Annotated in this window: 12 protein-coding genes; 2 read left to right on the forward strand and 10 right to left on the reverse strand. The window is 63.1% G+C overall.

Features of this window, described 5'->3' with window-relative positions; genetic code table 11:
* Window positions 1-6: 6 nt before the first annotated feature.
* From AC6H4Z_RS05145 to AC6H4Z_RS05185, 9 genes are all read right to left on the reverse strand, one after another.
* Complete coding sequence (locus AC6H4Z_RS05145) at window positions 7-1,785, reverse strand: ABC transporter ATP-binding protein (RefSeq protein ID WP_497545664.1); 1,779 nt, start codon at window positions 1,783-1,785, stop codon at window positions 7-9.
* Window positions 1,786-1,820: 35 nt separating this feature from the next.
* Entirely contained in the window at window positions 1,821-2,714 is an 894-nt protein-coding gene (locus tag AC6H4Z_RS05150; RefSeq protein WP_497545665.1) for a heme o synthase, read from the reverse strand.
* Window positions 2,711-3,700: a COX15/CtaA family protein gene (locus AC6H4Z_RS05155; RefSeq protein WP_497545666.1), complete on the reverse strand. Its 990-nt coding sequence runs from the start codon at window positions 3,698-3,700 to the stop codon at window positions 2,711-2,713. The genes AC6H4Z_RS05150 and AC6H4Z_RS05155 overlap by 4 nt, the downstream gene beginning before the upstream one ends.
* Window positions 3,697-3,972: a hypothetical protein gene (locus AC6H4Z_RS05160; RefSeq protein ID WP_497545667.1), complete on the reverse strand. Its 276-nt coding sequence runs from the start codon at window positions 3,970-3,972 to the stop codon at window positions 3,697-3,699. The genes AC6H4Z_RS05155 and AC6H4Z_RS05160 overlap by 4 nt, the downstream gene beginning before the upstream one ends.
* Before the next feature lie 93 nt (window positions 3,973-4,065).
* A complete protein-coding gene (locus tag AC6H4Z_RS05165) occupies window positions 4,066-4,989 on the reverse strand; it encodes a universal stress protein (protein ID WP_497545668.1) in 924 nt (307 codons plus the stop codon).
* 56 nt (window positions 4,990-5,045) lie between these two features.
* Window positions 5,046-5,951, reverse strand: a complete 906-nt coding sequence (locus tag AC6H4Z_RS05170) for an MlaD family protein (RefSeq protein ID WP_497545669.1) — start codon at window positions 5,949-5,951, stop codon at window positions 5,046-5,048.
* A complete protein-coding gene (locus AC6H4Z_RS05175; RefSeq protein WP_497545670.1) occupies window positions 5,948-6,793 on the reverse strand; it encodes an MlaE family ABC transporter permease in 846 nt (281 codons plus the stop codon). The genes AC6H4Z_RS05170 and AC6H4Z_RS05175 overlap by 4 nt, the downstream gene beginning before the upstream one ends.
* The gene (locus AC6H4Z_RS05180) at window positions 6,790-7,884 is read right to left on the reverse strand and encodes an LptF/LptG family permease (RefSeq protein WP_497545671.1); all 1,095 of its coding nucleotides are present in this window, start codon (window positions 7,882-7,884) and stop codon (window positions 6,790-6,792) included. Before AC6H4Z_RS05180 ends, AC6H4Z_RS05175 begins: the two co-directional genes overlap by 4 nt.
* Window positions 7,881-9,800, reverse strand: coding sequence for an LptF/LptG family permease (locus AC6H4Z_RS05185; protein ID WP_497545672.1), 1,920 nt, complete (start codon window positions 9,798-9,800; stop codon window positions 7,881-7,883). Before AC6H4Z_RS05185 ends, AC6H4Z_RS05180 begins: the two co-directional genes overlap by 4 nt.
* A 202-nt stretch (window positions 9,801-10,002) precedes the next feature.
* Between AC6H4Z_RS05185 and sov the strand changes: the two genes are divergently transcribed.
* Both sov and AC6H4Z_RS05195 read left to right on the forward strand, forming a co-directional pair.
* A complete protein-coding gene (gene sov / locus AC6H4Z_RS05190) occupies window positions 10,003-16,146 on the forward strand; it encodes a T9SS outer membrane translocon Sov/SprA (protein WP_497545673.1) in 6,144 nt (2,047 codons plus the stop codon).
* A 99-nt stretch (window positions 16,147-16,245) separates the two neighbouring features.
* Entirely contained in the window at window positions 16,246-17,217 is a 972-nt protein-coding gene (locus AC6H4Z_RS05195; protein ID WP_497545674.1) for a M28 family peptidase, read from the forward strand.
* A 145-nt stretch (window positions 17,218-17,362) separates the two neighbouring features.
* On the opposite strand, the gene AC6H4Z_RS05200 is transcribed toward AC6H4Z_RS05195, so the two are convergent.
* The gene (locus AC6H4Z_RS05200; RefSeq protein WP_497545675.1) at window positions 17,363-19,078 is read right to left on the reverse strand and encodes a S8 family peptidase; all 1,716 of its coding nucleotides are present in this window, start codon (window positions 19,076-19,078) and stop codon (window positions 17,363-17,365) included.
* Window positions 19,079-19,086 lie beyond the last annotated feature (8 nt).

The raw sequence follows: 19,086 nt of genomic DNA on the forward strand, positions 1-19,086 counted from the left end.
TCGACCTCAGGCCGACGCCGACCCCGCAGTCACTGGCTGGAAATCGCTCGCTCGGTACAGACGCGCATAGAGCCCGTCGCGCTCGATGAGTTCGTCGTGCGTGCCCGTTTCGACGATCACGCCGCGATCGAGCACGACGACACGATCGGCGCGCCGCACAGTGCTCAGCCGGTGTGCAATGATCAGCGTCGAGCGTCCGCGCAGCAGATCTTCCATCGCCGCCTCGATGGCGCGCTCGCTCTCAGTGTCGAGACTCGACGTGGCTTCGTCGAGCACGACGAACGCCGGGTTCTTGAGAAAGACTCGAGCGATCGCCAACCGCTGACGCTGGCCGCCGGACAGTTTGATGCCTCGCTCGCCAACGCGAGTATCGAAGCCGTTCGGCAACCGCTCGATGAACTCCAGCGCATGCGCGGCACGTGCAGCCGCAACGATGTCCGCCTCACTCGGCGCAGGGCCAACCTCGGCCGGTAGCGCGTACGCGATATTCTCGCGGATGGTGCCGCTGAACAGCGCGGGCTCCTGCGGCACCATGCCGATCGCGCCGCGAAGGTCGGCGAATGAGAGATCGCGAATGTCCGTTCCGTCGAGCGTGATCCGGCCGCTCGTCACATCCCAGAAACGCGGCAACAGCGATGCGACCGTCGTCTTCCCGGCGCCAGATGGTCCGACGAGTGCCACGACCTCGCCCGATCCAACGCGAAGGTCGATGCCGGTGATCGCGTCGGGAAGTTCAGGTGCGTAGCGAAAGCTGACCTGCTCGAGCGCGACTTCACCGCGCACCGGGCGAACCAGCGGGCGCGGACGCTCCGGCTCGGCAACGGTCGATTCCATATCGAGGAGCTCGAACACGCGCGATGACGCGCCGAGCGCTTCCTGATAGCTGCCGAAGAGTGCGGCCAGCGAGCCGACGGCCGCCGCGATCGTGATGGCGTAGAGCAAGAACGACACGAGTGCGCCGGGCGTGAGCGCGCCGTCGAGCACGAGCTGTCCGCCTTCCCAGAGCACGGCGACGACACCGCTGAACGCAATGAATCCAACGACGCCGAACAGCAGCGCGCGAAGTTTTGCGCGCGTTACTGCGGCTTCCACCACACCGGCCAACTGCGCGCCAAAGCGACGCGTTTCGTCGGCCTCACGATGAAAGCTCTGCACGGTGCGAACCTGCGAGAAGGCTTCATCGGCGCTGGCCATCGCTTCGGCGACGCGATCCTGCACGCCGGTGCTCGCGCGCCGGAGTCGCTTTCCGAAAATGAACGCGGCGCCAACGACTACCGGAACTACAGCAAGCGTCGTGGTGGTGAGCCTCGGGTGCGTCAGCGTGAGCAGTACGATGCCACCGATGAGGAACACGACCTGACGCGATAGCTCCGACACCCACGTGCTCATCAGGGACTGCAGCACGGCCAGGTCGGCCGAGAGGCGGCTCGTCAACTCACCGCTGCGGCGATCGGTGAAGAATCCCGGCGACAGTCGGATGAGGTGTGCGAATACCTCCTCACGTAGACCGGCAACGACGCGCTCCGTCGTGGACGTGAGCAGGTAGACCTGCACGAAGTTCATCAGGCCTTGCAGCGCGAAGAGCCCTACGAGTGCGATGGCAATCCGATCGAGCAACCCTCGATCGTGATTTTGAAAGGCGGCATCGAGCAGTCCGCGGACGATCTGCGGAAATGCGAGCCCCACGCCTGCCGCAACGAGCAGACAGATCGCGGCGACGACGAGTCGACCGCGAAACGGTCGCAGTCGTGGAAGCAGACGGCCCAGCGGTTTTGGAGAACGCAAACGCCGCGAACGCTCCGGCCGTGCGGCAATCCCCGTCAAGCGAGGAATCCGCGATCGACAACCATCGCGGCGAAGATCAGGGCGAGGTAGAGGAGTGAAAACTTATACAGGCGCCAGGCTGGCTTCGTCCACTCCGTGGCGCGCGTCACGCGCAGCACTTCGACGAGGAAGATCGCGCCGAGGATCGTGGCCGACGCGAGGTAGATCCATCCGAGCACGCCAAACGCGTACGGCAGCAGCGTGAGCGGAATGAGAATCAGCGTATACCAGAACATCTGCCGCTTCGTTTCCGCTTCACCCCACACGAGCGGAGCCATTGGCACGCCCGCCTTGCCGTAGTCCTTCTGCTTCAACAGGGCGAGCGCCCAGAAGTGCGGTGGCGTCCAGTAGAAGATGATCAAGAAGAGATAGACGGCGAGCAGGTCGATGCGATTCGTGACTGCTGCCCATCCAACCAGCGGTGGGAACGCGCCGGCAGCGCCGCCGATGACGATGTTCTGTGGCGTGCTTCGCTTGAGCCAACGCGTGTAGACGAATACGTAGAAGTAGAATCCCGCGAGCGCGAGCGCCGCTGTCAGAACATTTGCGGCCTGTGCGAGCAGCCACGTTGCCGTCGTCGACAGAAGGATCCCGAACGCGAGCACTTCCCGCGGCTGCATGCGGCCGCTCGGAATTGGACGAAGGCGCGTGCGCGACATGCGATCGTCGATATCGCGATCCATGTACATGTTCACGGCGTTCGCGCCACCGGCCATGAGGTAGCCGCCGACGAACACCGCCAGCACGAGTGTCCAACTCGGACTGCCGGCAACGAACATTGGAACGATTGTCGTAACGAGCAGCAGGGAGATGATGCGCGGCTTGGTCAGCGCGACGAGGTCGCGAACCAATGATCGTGAGCGCGTTTCCGCGACGACGGCGTCACTCATGATGGACGCGCCGCGAACCGCGGAGTCGACGTCGGGAGCGATCCACCAACCACGCCTGCCAACTGTTCAGCCGTCGGCGTTCGAGCGGCGCGACGGGCGAGATACGCCAGTACGAAACAGCTCAGCCAAATGCCGACGCCTGTCGCTTCGTGAAGCGATCGCAGAACCGGCGGAAGGTGCAAGAGGATCATTGAGGAGGCGACGACGAGTTGCAGGAGCACCATCGCCAGCGCGATTGCCGCGGCACGTACGACGACAGCGGCCTCTTCATCGCGTCGCTTTCGCAACATCATCACGACGCCAACGAGGTGAAGCACGAGGAGAACCGCAATCACGCGATGTGTGAGCTGCACGTGCACTGCGCCCGCGTCGACGGCCGCATTGGCGCCGCACATCGGCACCGTCGTGCATCCGACCGACGCCCCCGGATACTTTGCCGTGAGTCCGCCGAGTGCGACCGCGAAGATTGCCAGAATTGCCGCGACGCGCGCTGAACGTGCCGCGCGCATCGTCCCGCGTTGGGCGAGAGCACTCGCACCACCGAGCGCGCCGGCGCGAATCGCCGTGGTGGCGACGAGTGCGAGAAGCGTCATCGCGACCAGCCAGTGCGCTACTGTTGCCCAAGGGGCATTACCCATTTTCACGGTCACGCCGCCAAGGATCGCTGCGCTGAGCACTGCACCAACGGCTCCCATGGCCGATCGAAGCGCGCCACCTGGTCCGCTCACGCCGGGCTCGTTCCGACGCGCGAACGCCACGAGCGCGAGTGATACGACGGTGATCGTGAGAATCGACGCCAGATACCTGTGGCTTACTTCCACGATCAGGTCAGGGCGATTGAACGGCGGAAACCAATAGCCGTAACACTTCGGCCAGTGGTCGCCACAACCCATGCCCGATCCCGAAATTCGGACGATCGCGCCGAACACGAGATGTGTGCACGCCACGATGAGCGCGACGATCGACAGCCGACGAATCGCGTTCATGGCAGTGCGGCGGGAAGCTGGCTGCTGATCGCCGCTGTCGCCGTCGCAATGTGCGCCGGATGAATGGCACGCCAGGTCGCGGCGAATACGAACGCCAGCGCGACACCAGGGAGTACCGCCCAAGCGATCTCGGCCGTTCGGCGCGCCAACGAGGTTTCGTTGGTGGCCATGCGGGCGGGCGAAATGACGACGGAATGTAGGATCGCCAACTGGGCGACCGAGCAACACGCGACGGCGACCCAAAAGATCGCGTCAGCGAGGTGGATGGACATGACTATTTGGGTCGAGGTGCAACACCCAAAACTGACCCCGGACGCGGGCAGGGTCAACCGTCAGAGACGAAGGTTGGGAGTAAACCCGACACTCTAGACCGGTTTGTAGAGCAGCACCGGCATGCTTGCATCGTGCAGCACGCTCGACGCAACGCTGCCGGCCACGATTCGGCCGAGACCGCGCCGGCCGTGGGTGCTCATGGCGATGAGATCAACGCGATGCGACTCCGCATACTCCAAGATCGCCTTTGCCCGATCGCGCCCGACCACGACGCTCGTTTGCGTCGGAATGCGCTCATCGAGGAGTCCAACCGCGGCCTGATCGAGGACTGTTTTCGCGGCTTCCGTCGACGGCTCGATCGTCTCGAATGCCGCGAGGCCGGGCGGGGGCGGGACCACCGATTCCTCGGACACCGTGAGCAGCGTGATGCGCGCGTTCATCGTTTCCGCGATGGCGCGCGCGTGCGGAATGATCGACGCCGCGAGATCCGACCCGTCGATCGGAACGAGGATGTGTCTGATCATCACGCGCTGCGACAACGACGGGCGAACATGTGTCGCCGGCACCAGTAGCACGGGTGCATTCACGCGTCGCACCACCGACTCCGACACACTCCCCAGCACGAGGCGCTCGAGTCGAGAGTGATCGTGTGTCGTCATCACGAGCAGATCCGGCTTCGTTGCTTCAGCATGCTCGGCGATTGCATGCGCGACGTCCGAGCGATCGAGCACCGTTGTCTCGACCCGCACCTGGCCGGCGTGGACGGCCTCGTCGGCGATCGTCGCCAGATGCTCCACGGCGGTCGAGTGAATCTCCTCCGCCGATTCCATGTCGATGTTGGGCGGACCGTACAGCTCCATGCCCGCGGTACTCAACTGCGCCGCCATCGAGGGCGGCATCGCGACGTGCACGAGCTCGACGACCGCTTCTTCGCGCGCTGCAATGCTCAGCGCGAAGGGAATGGCGTGTTGGCAGTCGACCGTTCCGTCGAGCGGAACCATCAGACGGTGATACATCGGTGCACCTCCGCGGATTTCCGGAAGCGGTGCACCGCGTATGCCAAACGCCTACGCTAGAAGATTCTCAGATTGATGTACTTCTTCGGATTCGCTTTGAAGTCGGCGATCAGCGAATCGAGCGTTCCCATCAGACGCCGAGCGTCGGTGTAGAGCAGGGAATCGCTCAGCAATTTGCCAACGGTTCCGTTGCCGCGCTGAGCTTGGACCAACAGGCTGCGGATCTGCGCGTTCGTGGAGTCGATGTTCGCCACGAGCCGCGCGCCATTCTCGCTCGTCTGCCGCAGATTGGCGATCGTCACGGCGATCTGCGCAGAATCGACCACGTTGGCGACGTTGCCAAGGCGAGTGGCCGATTCACGAAACGAAGCCAGGGTCTGCGTGGCGTTCTTGTTCTGCTCGAGAACGACGGCCTGCAGCTGCAGGGAGAGTGCGGCCGTCGCAGCCATCGTTTTGTGCAGATCTTTCAACGTGCCGGCGTCGATGACTTCGCGTTGCAGTCCCTTCATCAGCACCGACACCGTCTGCCCAATCGAATCGACGCGGCTCATGATCTGGTCGACGTCGGCGGCGGGAGTGCCCGGGGGAACGGTGTCGCCGGCGGCGTACGAGGCGACGGGGACGGGCGTCGGCGGCGTGAGCGCGACTGCGACGTCGCCGAAGATGCCGATCGCTTTCACCGTGGCCTTCGACCCCTTCGGCACCGCGTACTTGTCGTCGATGCGCAGCAGAACGTCGAGATAGCCCTCGCGGCGGAGTGTCACGTCGCCCACGTTGCCGACGGTCACGCCCGCAAGCAGCACGGGCTGCCCCTGCTTGAGGTTCTGTCCCCACGCAAAGCGCGTGTACAGCGGGTATCCCGACTTCAGACCGCCGCGCGCGAGCCACAACGTCCCCAGCACGAGGACGATGACGGAAATCGTAATGAGAATCCCGACGCTGACTTCGTCGCGACGTTTCATGATTGAAGCAGAGGGGCCAGAACCGCTGCAGTGAGTGCGTCGAGCACGAGGACCGTCACCGACGTGATGACGACCGCACGCGCGGTCGATCGACCGACGCCCTCGGCGCCAGCCTCGGTAATGTAACCCTCATAGGAGCACACTAGCGCGATGGCGATGCCGAACATCATCGCCTTGAGCAGACTATAGACCACCTGGAACGTGCCGAATCCCAGACGGAGGCCGGTGATGAAATCCGCCGCCGTGACGTCCGTGACCTTGGTGGCCACGATGTACGCGCTCGTGAGCCCCACCGCGTCGGCGAGTACGACGAGAATCGGCAGCATGATCGTGGCCGCGAGCAGGCGCGGAACGATGAGAAATGCCACCGGATCGTAGGCCAGCGTCTCGAGTGCGTCGATCTGCTCCGTGACGCGCATCGTTCCAATCTCGGCCGTCATGCGACCGCCCACTCGGCCCGTGAGCACGAGGCCCGTGAGGAGCGGTCCAAGTTCCAGCATGAGCATCAGTCGCGCGGCGAGTCCGATGATCGACAGCTGAACGCCCGGCAGCAGCTGATAGCGCGTTTGAATCGCGATGACGCCGCCGATGAAGGCTGCGACGATGACCGTGAGTGGAACCGAGTCCACGCCAATCGTGCGCATCTGCCGGATCGTCTCCGGCACGTACGTCGCCGGATCGCCAAACGCGCGCGCGATGTCGCGCAGAAAATACGTGCGCAACCCGATGTCGCGGAACACGCCGACCCAGTAGCGCGTGACACGCCGGAAGAAGCGAATCGATGAGCGCTGGACGACCGGATAGGTCTCGGTCTGTCGCGACACCGAGCTCGGACCGGTCAAGTGCGCACTCGTGCGAGCAGTACGAGACCGATCAGTCCGAAAACGGCGCCTGGAATCCACGCCGCGAAGTCGGGTGGAATCACGCCTTTGCCGCCGATGGCTCTGGTGAGTTGGATCATCAACAGAAAGATCATCGTGGTCGCAAGGCTTACCGCAATTCCGTACGCTCCGCCCCCGCGCTGGGTGCTCGTGGCGAGTGGCGCGCCGAACAGGGCGATGATCACGCAGGTGAGCGGGACGGCGATTTTCAGCGCCCGTTCTACGCGCGACAGGTTGGCGTCGCCGCCCGATCGCTCGATGGCCGTGATGTACCGCGTGATGTCCCGATAACGCATGTTGTGCGGATCGGGCGACTTAGTCATCATCTCGATCGGACGCTCGGTAAAGTGATTGTCGCGCGCCGACGTGAATGCGATCGCGAAGTTCGGCCCGGTGTCGCTGACGATGTTCAGCTCTCCCCGATTGAGCGTCCACGGAGTGCGGTCACGCGCGTTGGCACGATAGCTGGCCGAGTCCGCCGTGAGCAAATACGTCGGGTACTTCGGCCCAGAGCCCTTTCGCTCGATTTGCAGATTCCGAATGCGACCGGAATCCGGCCGAAGCTCGTACGCCTTGTATACGCGGCCGTACTCGCCGGCGAACGCGAAGTTGTACCGGTTGGTGCCGATTTTTTCCTTGTCTTCCTGTAACAGTTCGCTGCGGCGCTGATTCGTAATTGGCGCGACATCGCCGAGTGCGAGATCGAGCCCGCACGCGAGGATCGCCCCTACGAACACGGGCAGGATCATGCGATAAAAGCTGATCCCCGACGCCTTGGCGGCTGTGAGCTCGGCGTGCCTGGTGAAGCTGCCAATGGAGAACACGGTCGCGAATAGGACGGCCGCTGGCAGCACCATGAACATCGAATCCGGAATCCAGTAGACATAGCTCAGGGCAATGTCCGACAGTGGAATCTTCTTGTTCAAATACGAATCGACGTGATCGGTCAGGTCGATCACGATCAACAGAATCGGAAAGCCGAGCGCGGTAACGACGAAGATTTTCCAGAATTCTCCGAACACGTACCGGTCGAGCGGTCGAAAGAGCCTCATGCCCGCGCGCGTTCGTGTCTACCAAGGCCGATTCGTCGGCCTTGGTTGGCGAACCAGTCGCGCGTCGCGTCCATGATCTCACCCATCTTGCCGCCGCGCGACGTGACGCCCTCGTTGCCCATGCGGGCAATGAGCACGAACCCGACGAGCAGGAAGATGATGTTGTCTGCCCACATCGCCCAGAAGGGCGAGATGATGTTTTTGTTTGCGAGGGACTCGCCGCCGATCAGGCCGATGTAATAGATCGCGAATACCAGAAAACTCACGCCGATCACGAGTCCGACTCCGCCGCGCGGAAAGCGCAGCGCGATCGGCGCACCGACCAGCACGAAGACGATGCACGCTGCCGCGAGCGAAAACTTCTTCTGGATCTCGACGCCATACCGATTGCTGCGGTGACGCGCCTCGTCGAGACGGACGCGTGCGTCGTTCAGCTCGACCGTCGAGACCATCGGACCAGTCCCGGTATCTGCAGTCGGCACCGGGACGGTTCCCGGTGTGACCACCGGTGGAATCGACGCCGACGTTCCCGGCACGGGTGCAGGCTGAGGCGGCGCGGCCCCGGGCGTTACAGGCGCGGCGCCACGTCCCGCCGCCGCAGCGGCCATGGCAATCGCGGCCTTCCCGGCCGGCGCGCCGCCGATGTAGTACGCACTGTCAGGGATGTGGAGCCGCGACACTTTGATGTACGCGCCATTCAACATCACGAATACCGATTCAGGCATCTGAGCCTGGTTCGGGACAGGCGTCTGCACACTCGGCTTTGCCACGGGGGGCTGCACGCCCTGCTTTGCGACGGGCGGCGTTGTTGCTTGCGGCGTCGGCGGAACGACCGGCTCCGGCCTTGGGGCAAAAACCTTTCGGCGAGATGTCGTGTCCTGCACCGGCACGCCCTGTCGCGGCAGTTCGGCGGCCTGTGCCTCGCTCACCTTGAGGAACTTCGACAGGTACTTCGCCACATACGAGCAATAGAGCGCGCCAATGCCGCCGGCCTTCGTCGGCGTCACGCCTTTCGGCATCGGACCCTGCTTCATGCCCTTCGCGTCGTTGTACCGCCACATCGCCATCACACTGTCGGCGACTGCGCGACGCACCGAGATACTCGCCGACTCGTAGCCCTTCTGCATTTCGCAGACGGACATTTCGCGGTCACCCTTCGACGCCGTGTCGGCGTTGATCGGATTGAACTGGTTCGCGACGTCTTTGACCTTGAGCTGATCCTCTTTGTAGTAGACGCGGCTCAATTGTCCGGGGCGATCCGAGGGCGCCGAGAGAATCATCCCGTGATTCAGGCGCATGTACAGATCGCGACGGTTGTCGGCGAATGCGAGCGTGCCGCTGTCCGCGTAAATCGTTCGACGCTTGTCGGCCGCGGAGAGATCGTAGATCGTCACGTCCTGCATGAGGCCCGTGGCGGGATCGATCTGACCAGCGCGCAGGTACAGCTGTCCCTCGCGAATCGTGTTGATCACCTGCGACTTCAGCGCGAACGTCGGCTTGGTGCGCAGAATGGCCATCTGCAGCGTGGCGAGTTCGTGATTCGCGCGCGGCAGCAACTGGTCGTTGAACCAGAGCATGAACAGCGCGAGGAACGTCGACGAGATGATGGCCGGCACCATGAGCGCGCGCGACGAAATGCCGCCCGCCTTGAGTGCCGTGATCTCGTTTTCCGACGCGAGACGGCTGAACGCGTAGAGCACGGCCACGAGCACCGCCATAGGCAGCGTCATCGCGAGCGTGAAGGGGATCGACAGCAGGAAGAATTCGGTGATGACCTGCCAAGAAAGCCCTCGGCCGACCAGATCCCCGAACCGCCGTGCGATGTATTGGAGCAGCAGCAACGACGTGAGCGCCGAGAGGGCGAACACGAACGGGCCGATGTGCTCTTTGAGGATGTAGCGATTGATTATTTTCACAAGTCAGTCTGGACTGTCGTACGACCGCGGAACTTCAAGCGCTCCACAGGGTTGTACGGCCGTGCCCGGCCTGTATATTCCACCGGCCACCCTCCTGATACAAGGCTTGCCTTGTGCCGGCCAGTGGCACGTGGCGCCGGCAGATTTGCAGGACGTCCGGCAGTGGCCCGTTCGCGGGCTCTTACCCCACCTGTAGGGTTTCGTGCGGTTCTCCCCCGGTCTCTGCTCAACACCGCTGCTCGTCCTGTGCGCGCTGCTGGCGCCGGCGCTATTGTATGCACAAACACCGCCGCGGGATACCTCGAAAGTATCGGACTCCACCCGCCGGGTCGTAACGAGGCGGATCGCGGCAGACACCGACAGCACCCACCGGGCGATCCCTCCCAACGTCCTCGGAATTCCGGGGATCGACGACCTGCCGATCCAGCTGAGCCTGCGGACCGAGGCCAAAGGCGAGCGCGACCGTAATCTGAGCTGCAATACGGTCGAGAACGCTCAAGTCAACGCTCTCACGGGCTGTCGCGGCGGGTTCATTCCCGCCTTCGACGCAAAGGCCGCGATCAAGGCGTCGGGCATGATCGGCCGCGTGAACGTCAACATCGACTACGACATGCAGCGCGAGTTCGACGCGTCCAACGCGTTCTCGCTGTCGTACCAAGGCCAGCCCGGGTCGCACCTCCAACGTGTCGATGTCGGCAACATTGTTTTTGCGCCGCCCGCGTCGCGCTTCATCACGCCCTCGCTGCCCGCGGGAAACTACGGCCTTCAGGCCGTCAACCAGTTCGGCAATCTGCAGGTTCGCTCGATCTTCGCCCGCCAAACGGGCAACGTCGTCCAGGACCGGCATTACACGATGGGCTCGCGAAGCCAGCAGCCCTCGGACCGCGAAGTCGAAGACCGCCAGATCGAACCGCGACGCTTCTTCTTCACCGTCGATCCGGCGCTGTTCGGCCGAGCGTATCCGAATATCGATATCCTCAACGGCGCGCAGCTCAGGTCACTGCGCAACGCGCTGCCCGATACGCTGCGTCCAACGCGCGTGCTCGTGTACCGCCTCCAGTTTGGCGCCCAGCCGCAGAACCCCAACGGGCCACAGTTCCGCATCCAGGGCGACAGCAGTGGCGGCGCGCAGACATACGATCTGCTGCGCGAAGGCGTCGATTACTATCTCGATCCGTCGCAGCTCTGGATCGCGCTCGTGCGCCCGCTCATCGAATCGAACGAGCGGCTTGTCGTCGCTTACAACGTGAAGCTTCGCGGGCGCGACACGGTGTGGACGAACACGGGTGGAACGCCGGACGATCGTCTCGTCCGCGCGCGTCCGCAGATCGCGAATCTCGTCTGGGAACCAAATCTGAGCCCGACGGCGCCGGCGTTCCGTCGCGAAATTCGCTCGGTGTACCGTATTGCGGGCGCCGAGCTCGTTCGCAGCTCTACGCGGGTGCGCGTCATCACGGGTAGCGGCCAGCTCGAGCACCCGATCGCCGGTTCCGACGCGACGTTCCTGCAGATGCTCGGCCTGTCGCAGTCGATGAATTCGGGTGAGTTCGACTACAACAACCGAATCTGGCCGCGTCTCGGCGACGCATTCAACACGGGGATTGGTGCCGCGGATGCGCGCAATCCGCTGTCGCTCGGGCTCGCGCAGGTCATTCGCGATCAGTTCCTGGTCTTTCCGTCGTTGCGCCCATTCGCCGAGCGAGGCTCAGCGGGCGGCGGCCTCGTGACGTCGGGCAATCCCACCAACGAACTCCTCTACACCACGCCCGGCGAGTATCTGTTCTCGCCGCAGCATCCGGCATCGGTCTATCGCCTTCGCCTGCAGTACGCCACGGCGATTGCCGACGAGCCAGGTTCGCTCACGCTCGGCGCCACGCAGATGCGTCCCGGTTCGGAGCGTGTGGTGCTCGACAAGCGCGTACTCACGCGCGATCTCGACTATAAGATCGACTACGATCTCGGCCGCATCGACTTCATGCGGCCCGACACGCTCTTTCGCGAGCAGCGCCAGGTCGATGTTCGGTACGAGGAAAATCCGGGCTACGCGTCAGCGTCGACGACCTTCGCTGGTATCGTATCCGAGCTCCCGGTGAGCCACGGCGTTCTCAATTTCACAGCGGTTAACCAATCGCAGGGCACTGCGGCCACGCGGCCGCAGCTGGGTTTCCAGAGCTCGTCGAGTCTGACGACCGGCGTGAGTGGCCAGTTCAATTGGTCGGCGCCTGCACTGTCGCGACTCGTTGGGCGGCTGCCATTCGGAAACTCGAATGTTGAATCGCACATTTCTCTCGCAGGCGAACTCGCGAGCAGCCATCCGCAATTCGGCGCGCGTGGCTCGGGCGAGGCCTTCGTCGAAGGATTCGACGGCAGTGGGGGCACGAGCATTCCGCTCGCCGACATTGCCTGGTACTACAGCAGCCTGCCCGCTTACGGAAATTCGCTGCGTTCATTCGGTGCCGGCCTGTTCGAGCCGAATCGCGCCGCGACGCTCGCGTGGCAGACGAACGCTCGTTCGGCGAACGGCGGCGGCGCGATCGTCTTCAAACAGAGTGGCATCGATCCACTCACCGCGCTCATTGGAACGGGCTTCGAGCCGAATGAACCAGTGCTGTGGCTGTCGCTGCTCCCAACTGGCCAAGCGGGACAGTTCAACCACACGACGCGCCAGTACGACTGGACCGTTGCGCAGGCGCCAACCGGCCGGCGCTTCCGCTCGATTCGCACGGTGCTCAGCCCTGCTGGTATCGATCTGTCACAAGGTCAATTCCTGGAATTCTGGACGCTCCTCGATACGACCATCGCCGGCAGCAAGAAGAACGGGACACTGATTTTCGACTTCGGCGACATCTCCGAGAACTCGCTCGTCTTCTCGCCCGAGACGCTGACTGTCAAGCACAATTCGAACGGGACGATCGACAGCGTCTTCACGGGAAAGAAGCTGCAGGGCTTCGATTCGTTGAACACCGAGCGCGATCCGTTCTCGCACGCGTTCAACTACGAAGTCAACGACAAGGGACTCCCCGGCGACGTCGTCGACTCGCTCGTCGTGATCGACGGCGCGTCGGTGCGACGTGAGTACAACGCGCACGTGTGCCGCGGAACGCTCGGCGCCCTCGAGGTGCTTGGCGATCCACGCGCCAACTGTACGTACGGAAACTTCCGGCTCGATGAGGAAGACATCGATCTCGACAACGCGATGAACTTCCGCAATTCGCAGCGTGAGAGCGAACGTCTGCTACGCTACGTCGTCGACCTGAGCCAGTCGGGCGTGTACAAGCGCCTCGGCGGCACGGTCACCGATTCCGTCCTCGTGCGCGGTGCGTTTCAACAACGCACGCGCCGCTGGGCCCTGATCAGCATTCCGTTCCAGACACCGACGGATTCACTCAACGCCGCCAACCGTCGTCGCATGCGCGCGCTGCGGCTTACGCTCGTTTCAGGCGCCGGGCAGAGCGACGACGAGCCAACACAGCTGCCACTCGCTGAGCTCCGTGTTACCGGCGCGCCCTGGCTCAATCGCTCGACCTCGACGCTCGCCGGTGTGGGCGGCATTCGTGCCGACGGCGGCTTCGTCATCACGTCGGCGATTGGAACGAACGACTCGAGCGCCACGCTCGTCTATCAACCGCCGCCGGGCGTCGTCAACGAGGCAGACATCAAGGGCGCGCAGTTCGGATCGGTTCGCATTCCGATCAACGAACGCTCAATGCGCATTCAGGCTGGAAATCTCCCGCTCTACCATCGCGCCGAGGCCTACTTCCGCTTTCCGTCGGGGCCGCAGTTCTACCAGGGCTTTCAACAGTTGCGTGTGTGGGGCCGAGGACGCGGGAACGGCTGGGGGCAGAACGGCGATCTTCAGATGTTCGTGAAGGTCGGACGCGATGAGAACAATTTCTACATGTATCGCTCGCCGATCAGCAATGGATCCACTCCCGCGGCGTGGACCGACTTGCCGATCGACTTCAGCCGATTCATCAGCCTGCGAAAGAAGATTCAGACGGATTATCTCGCGGGTAAGAAGGAGTCGATCACCTGCACCGGCAGCGACTCGGCGATCATCGCGGCGTCGCCGCTGCCCATCGGCGTCGTCTCACATCGTTTCGCGGCGTGCGACAACGGCTACATGGTGTACACCGTCGATCCCGCGGTCACAGCGCCGAACCTTGCCGCAGTGCAGGAACTCGCGGTCGGGTTCATTCGGACCGGCGCTACCGGCGGCACGTCGGCCATTCTTCCCGGCGACACGCTCGAACTTTGGGTAGACGACATTCGACTCGCGCGCCCCGTGAACGCGAGCGGCATGGCCGGTCAGGTGACGTTCGGACTCAATGCCGCCGACCTCGGCGACATTCGCGTCAATGTGGGCAATCGCGATCCGCAGTTTCGCCAGCTTGGTGAGCAGCCGACGTTCCTGTCGGAGCGCAACGTCGACATCGTTGGCACGATCAATCTCGATCGCATGTTGCCGCGCGGGCTTGGCCTTGCCCTTCCGCTTACGATCAACAAGGCGTCGTTGGCGAACGATCCGCTGTATCTGTCGCAGACGGATATTCCCGGCGCAGGTATTCCCGGCCTGCGAAAGCCGCGCAACGACATCACCACCTATTCGCTCACCGTCCGTCGCAGCACGCCGATGAACGCCGGAATACTCGGCACGTTGGTGAACAATTTGTCCGCGACGACGAGCTATGTGAGTGGCGTGGATCGAACCGAGTATCAGGACGGGAACGCGCGCAATTTCTCGTTCGCCCTCGACTATCTCGTCGCCGACGACAGTACACGCGTGTTCTACCTGCCCGGCTGGAGCAACGGCGCGCTTGGCGGCAACGCCTTCCGCTGGAATCCGACGCAGTTTCGCATCACGAGCGGCATGGTTCGATCCACGGATCGTCGAGTGTCATTCATCAAGCCGGCCGATGCGATCGACGATCAACCGTCGGTCAGCAACGCATTGAGTCGCCTGTGGCGCAACGGTAGTGTCTTGGAGTTCCGTCCGACCGGCGGGCTTACCGCGCGCTGGGAAGTCCAGTCCGTGCGCGACCTTCGCGACTACGGCGACACCACAGCGCTCACCGCCGTCGCGACGCGCGAGCGTCAGAGCGTGCTAGGTGCTAACGCCGGATTCGAACGCGAACGGTCCATGCTGACGAGCGTCTCGTGGCAACCGTCGTTCTCGTCGTGGCTCCGGCCGCGTGCTGAAGTGGGCACGCAGTACAACATGCTGCGCGATCCGAATGACCGTTCACTCATTCAGCTGCCGGGTGTCGTGGGCGTCGACAGCGTGTTGGCCGCGCGCGATTCGCTCTCCTTTGCGTCGTCGCTCACGTTGCCGCGACGCCTCACTGCGGCGCAAACGTCCAGCGTCGGTACGTCGATCGACATTGCGCGTGCGGTCCTGCTGCACACGAGCGATTCGACTTTCGTGCGTGGATTGGGCAATCGCTTCTCGCCGATCGACGTGTCGTATACGCGCAGCCTGCTGACGGCCCTGGACGCCGCCGCCGTCGACGCGCCGTTGAGCCTCCAGTTCGGACTCGGTGGACCGGCCGCATTTCGCACTGTGAGCGGTACAACCGCGACGACCGCTGGCCAGACCGGCGTTCTGAGTGCGTCGGGATCGCTGCTGCTTCCCTTCGGCGCATCGTTGGTGAATCGCTTCAGTCGCACGACGACCGCGAACTGGATCGATCGCATGGATGCGAGTCCCGCGCGCGTCGATGGTTCGCAGCGACAGTTTCCCGACGTGGCGCTCCGCTGGGCGTATCGGCCGTCGTATCTCACCGGAGTTCTGTCGAACGTCGATGCGAGCGCCGGGTACGTGCGCAGCGATGCCAACGTGTCGCTCCCGAGCCTCGCCGATGACGCGCCTGCCGAGATCCGGCATACCAACATCGAGAGCTTCCCACTTGCCGGCTCGATTGCCTGGGCAGGTCGCGGGCGGCTGAGCACTGGCGCCAAGTTTGCGCTCACGCGCCGGATCGACAGCCTCCCTGGGAGCGTCGCCCGCACGCGAGGCAACGACCTCAGTCTCGATGCCGGCCGAGTGTTCTTTGTTCCGGCGAGCTGGCAGCTTGGCATTCACGACGACTTGCGTGCGCGCATCAGCTATCAGCAAACTCACAACACCACATCGGTCTTCGACGAGAACGGCGGTGTTCGCGCTCGGCTGCAGGACAACGGCCGGCAGGCCTTTACGCTGACCGCCGATTCGAACATCAACGAGTTTGTGGTGTTGACACTGAATGGGTCGCACATCGTGACCTTCGACAACAACCTCAACCGGCGCTTCGCGTACACCGTCTTCTCGACGGCGTTTCAGATCCAGTTCTTCGGGGCGGGGAAGTAGCCCCGCGGCGGGCGTTTACCGCCAGGACTCGTGATACTGCGCTCGGCGGCTGACCCGGCTAAGCTTTACCCTATTCTCTGACGAGACTTTCCTGTGCGAATGCCCGTTCTTCCGGTTCTCCTCACCTCGCTGGTCCTGGCCTCCGGCTGCGACAAGGTGACGTCGCGCTTCTCGGGTCCCAAGACTGCGTTCGACGCCAAGGCTGCCCTGGCGTATGCGCAGGCACAGGTCGATTTCGGACCGCGTGTGCCTGGCACGCCAGCGCACGACAAAGCCGGTGACTGGATCATCGCGGAAATGAAGAAGCGCTCCGACAGCGTGATCGTGCAGAGCTGGACGCAGACCACGCCGAAGGGCGACAAGCTTCCGATGCGCAACATTCTGGCGCGCATCAACCCGTCCGCCACGCAGCGCGTTTTGTATCTCACGCATTGGGACACGCGCCCGACGGCCGACAACGATTCGAACCTCGGCAAGAGAGCGCAGTCGTTCCCCGGCGCTAACGACGGCGCCTCGGGCGTGGGATTGTTTGTCGCCCTCGCCGATCTGTGGAAGAAGACGCCACCATCAGTCGGCATCGATCTGCTCTTCGTTGACGGCGAAGATTGGGGCTCGTTCGACGCCGACAGCTCTGGTGCATACCCGGACGCGCTTTTCGGATCGCAGTATTTCGCGAACCACCTGCCGTCGCCCGACTACAAGCCGCTGTACGGCGTTCTGTTCGATATGATTGGCGACGCCGATCTCCAGATCTATCAGGAAGCCAACTCCGTCCAGAACGCGCCCGAAGTGGTTCGCCGAGTGTGGGACACGGCTGGGGAATTGGGCTACAGCCGCTATTTCCCGAGCGAAGTTGGCGAAGCAGTCACCGACGATCATCTGCCGTTGCAGAAGAAAGGTCTGCGCGTGATCGACTTGCTCGACATTCAGTACGGACCGTTGCCGTCGAACCACACCGGCTTTACGCATGCGAGCCCTGACTACCATCACACGAGTCAGGACACGATGGACAAGATCTCGACGCAGAGCCTACAGATTGTTGGCGACGTGGCGGCGACGTTGGTGAAGTGATAGGTCTCTGGTCTGAGGTGAAATAGGAGGTCTCTGGTCACTGGTCTGAGGTCTCTGGGGAACAGCAAGCAAAAGGCGGATCCATTGCGGACCCGCCTTTTGCTTTTCCCCCTGGGACCATGGACCAGAGACCTGTGACCTTTGATCAGGGCCGCGTCTTCGCGTTGCTCATCTGCTCGGCCATCTGGAGCGCGGCGTACGCGTTCACGATACCGCCCGTCACGGATAGCGAGCCAAAGTTCACCTTCTCGTCGTCTTTGCCCGGAAGCTTGACCTTCTGATCGGTGTGCCGTGAGGCGGACGCCATGATGATCTTCTTCACATCGGCGCCGGTCAGGTTCGGGTAGTAATCCATGATCAACGCGGCGAGTCCGCTCACGACTGGTGCGGCCATGCTCGTGCCGCTGTCGCGCTCATACTTGTTGCCGGGGATCGTCGAGAGAATGTCCACGCCAGGCGCGAATACGTCGACTTCGTTCTTGCCGTAGTTCGAGAAGTTTGCGGCGAGATCGTCGCCACCCTTCCACGACGACGCGCCCACTTCGATCCAGTGCTGCGGATGTCCGCCGTCGAGATACACCGGCGTTGGGAAGTTCTTACCCTTGCCGAGATCCTCGCCGTCGTTGCCCGCGGCGTGCACCATCAGCACGCCCTTGGAGTCGGCGTAGCGCACGGCATCGTCCACCGCGGCTTTGTACGGTGAATACGCCTTGCCGAAGCTCATGCTGATGATCTGAGCGCCATTGTCGACTGCGTAACGAATCGCGTTCGCCACGTCCTTGTCGCGCTCGTCGCCGTTCGGCACGGTACGAATCATCATGAACTTCACTGCGGGGGCGATACCGTCGATACCGACGCCATTTCCGCGCACTGCGCCGATGATGCCCGCCACGTGTGTTCCATGTTTCGCGTCGGGACCCATGACGTCGGAGTTGCCGTAGTGGTGCTCCGACGGATCGTTGTAGTGGTCGCCCACGATCGTGCGCGAGTCGTAGTCGGCGTTGAGGCTGTACTTCAACTGTCCCTCGAACGTCTGCAGCCCTTCGGCCAACGCTTCGGGCGTTGCGCCCTGCGATACGAATTCGATGTAGATCTGACGCGCCTGCGTAAGCTGCGGATTTGTCGGCGTGTAGGCGCGGACGCGCTCCAGCGTCAGGTCGCCGCCAACTGCTTGCTTCAACGCCGGCACAATCTGCTGCATTACCTGGTTGTACTTCCGGTAGTTGTCAGCCGCGCCCTGGATCTTGTTGCGCTGCTCCAGATAATCAGAGTCGATCTTCTTGCAGCGGTCGGCGTCGGTGATTGCAGGTGCTCCGCTTGCGGCGGCCTTTGCGTGGCAACGCGCGTATTCGCGCGTGACTTCGAACGTGTCGAAGTCCACATCCTTGCCGTCACGGCCGCCGATGAAATTCCAGCCGTGCATGTCATCGACGAACCCGTTGTTGTCGTCGTCCTTGCCGTTCCCGGCAACTTCCTTCGGATTCGTCCAGAGATTCGCCTTGAGGTCGACGTGCGCGGTGTCGATGCCGTTGTCGATGATCGCCACGAGCACCGTGCGCTTGGGCGTCTTGTCGGCCAACAATTCCTTCATCGCGCGTTCGGCGCTGATGCCAGGGATGTGATCGATCGACTCATCGAGCAGCTGCCAGTTTCTTGGCGCCTCGGCGAGTTTGACGGCGGGTACGATCGTCGACGCCGTAGGAGTCGGCGCGCTGACGGTAGGCGTCGAGGCCACCGGCGGTGGCGGACTCGCAATCGTCGTGGGAATGGTCGCTGGCGTACCACACGCCGCGAGCGTGAACGACGACAGGAGGGCGACGAAGGACATCGACTTCATGAGCGATCTCGCGTGAAGGATCATGGGGCGAA

The organism is Leucogemmata humicola (assembly GCF_055379415.1).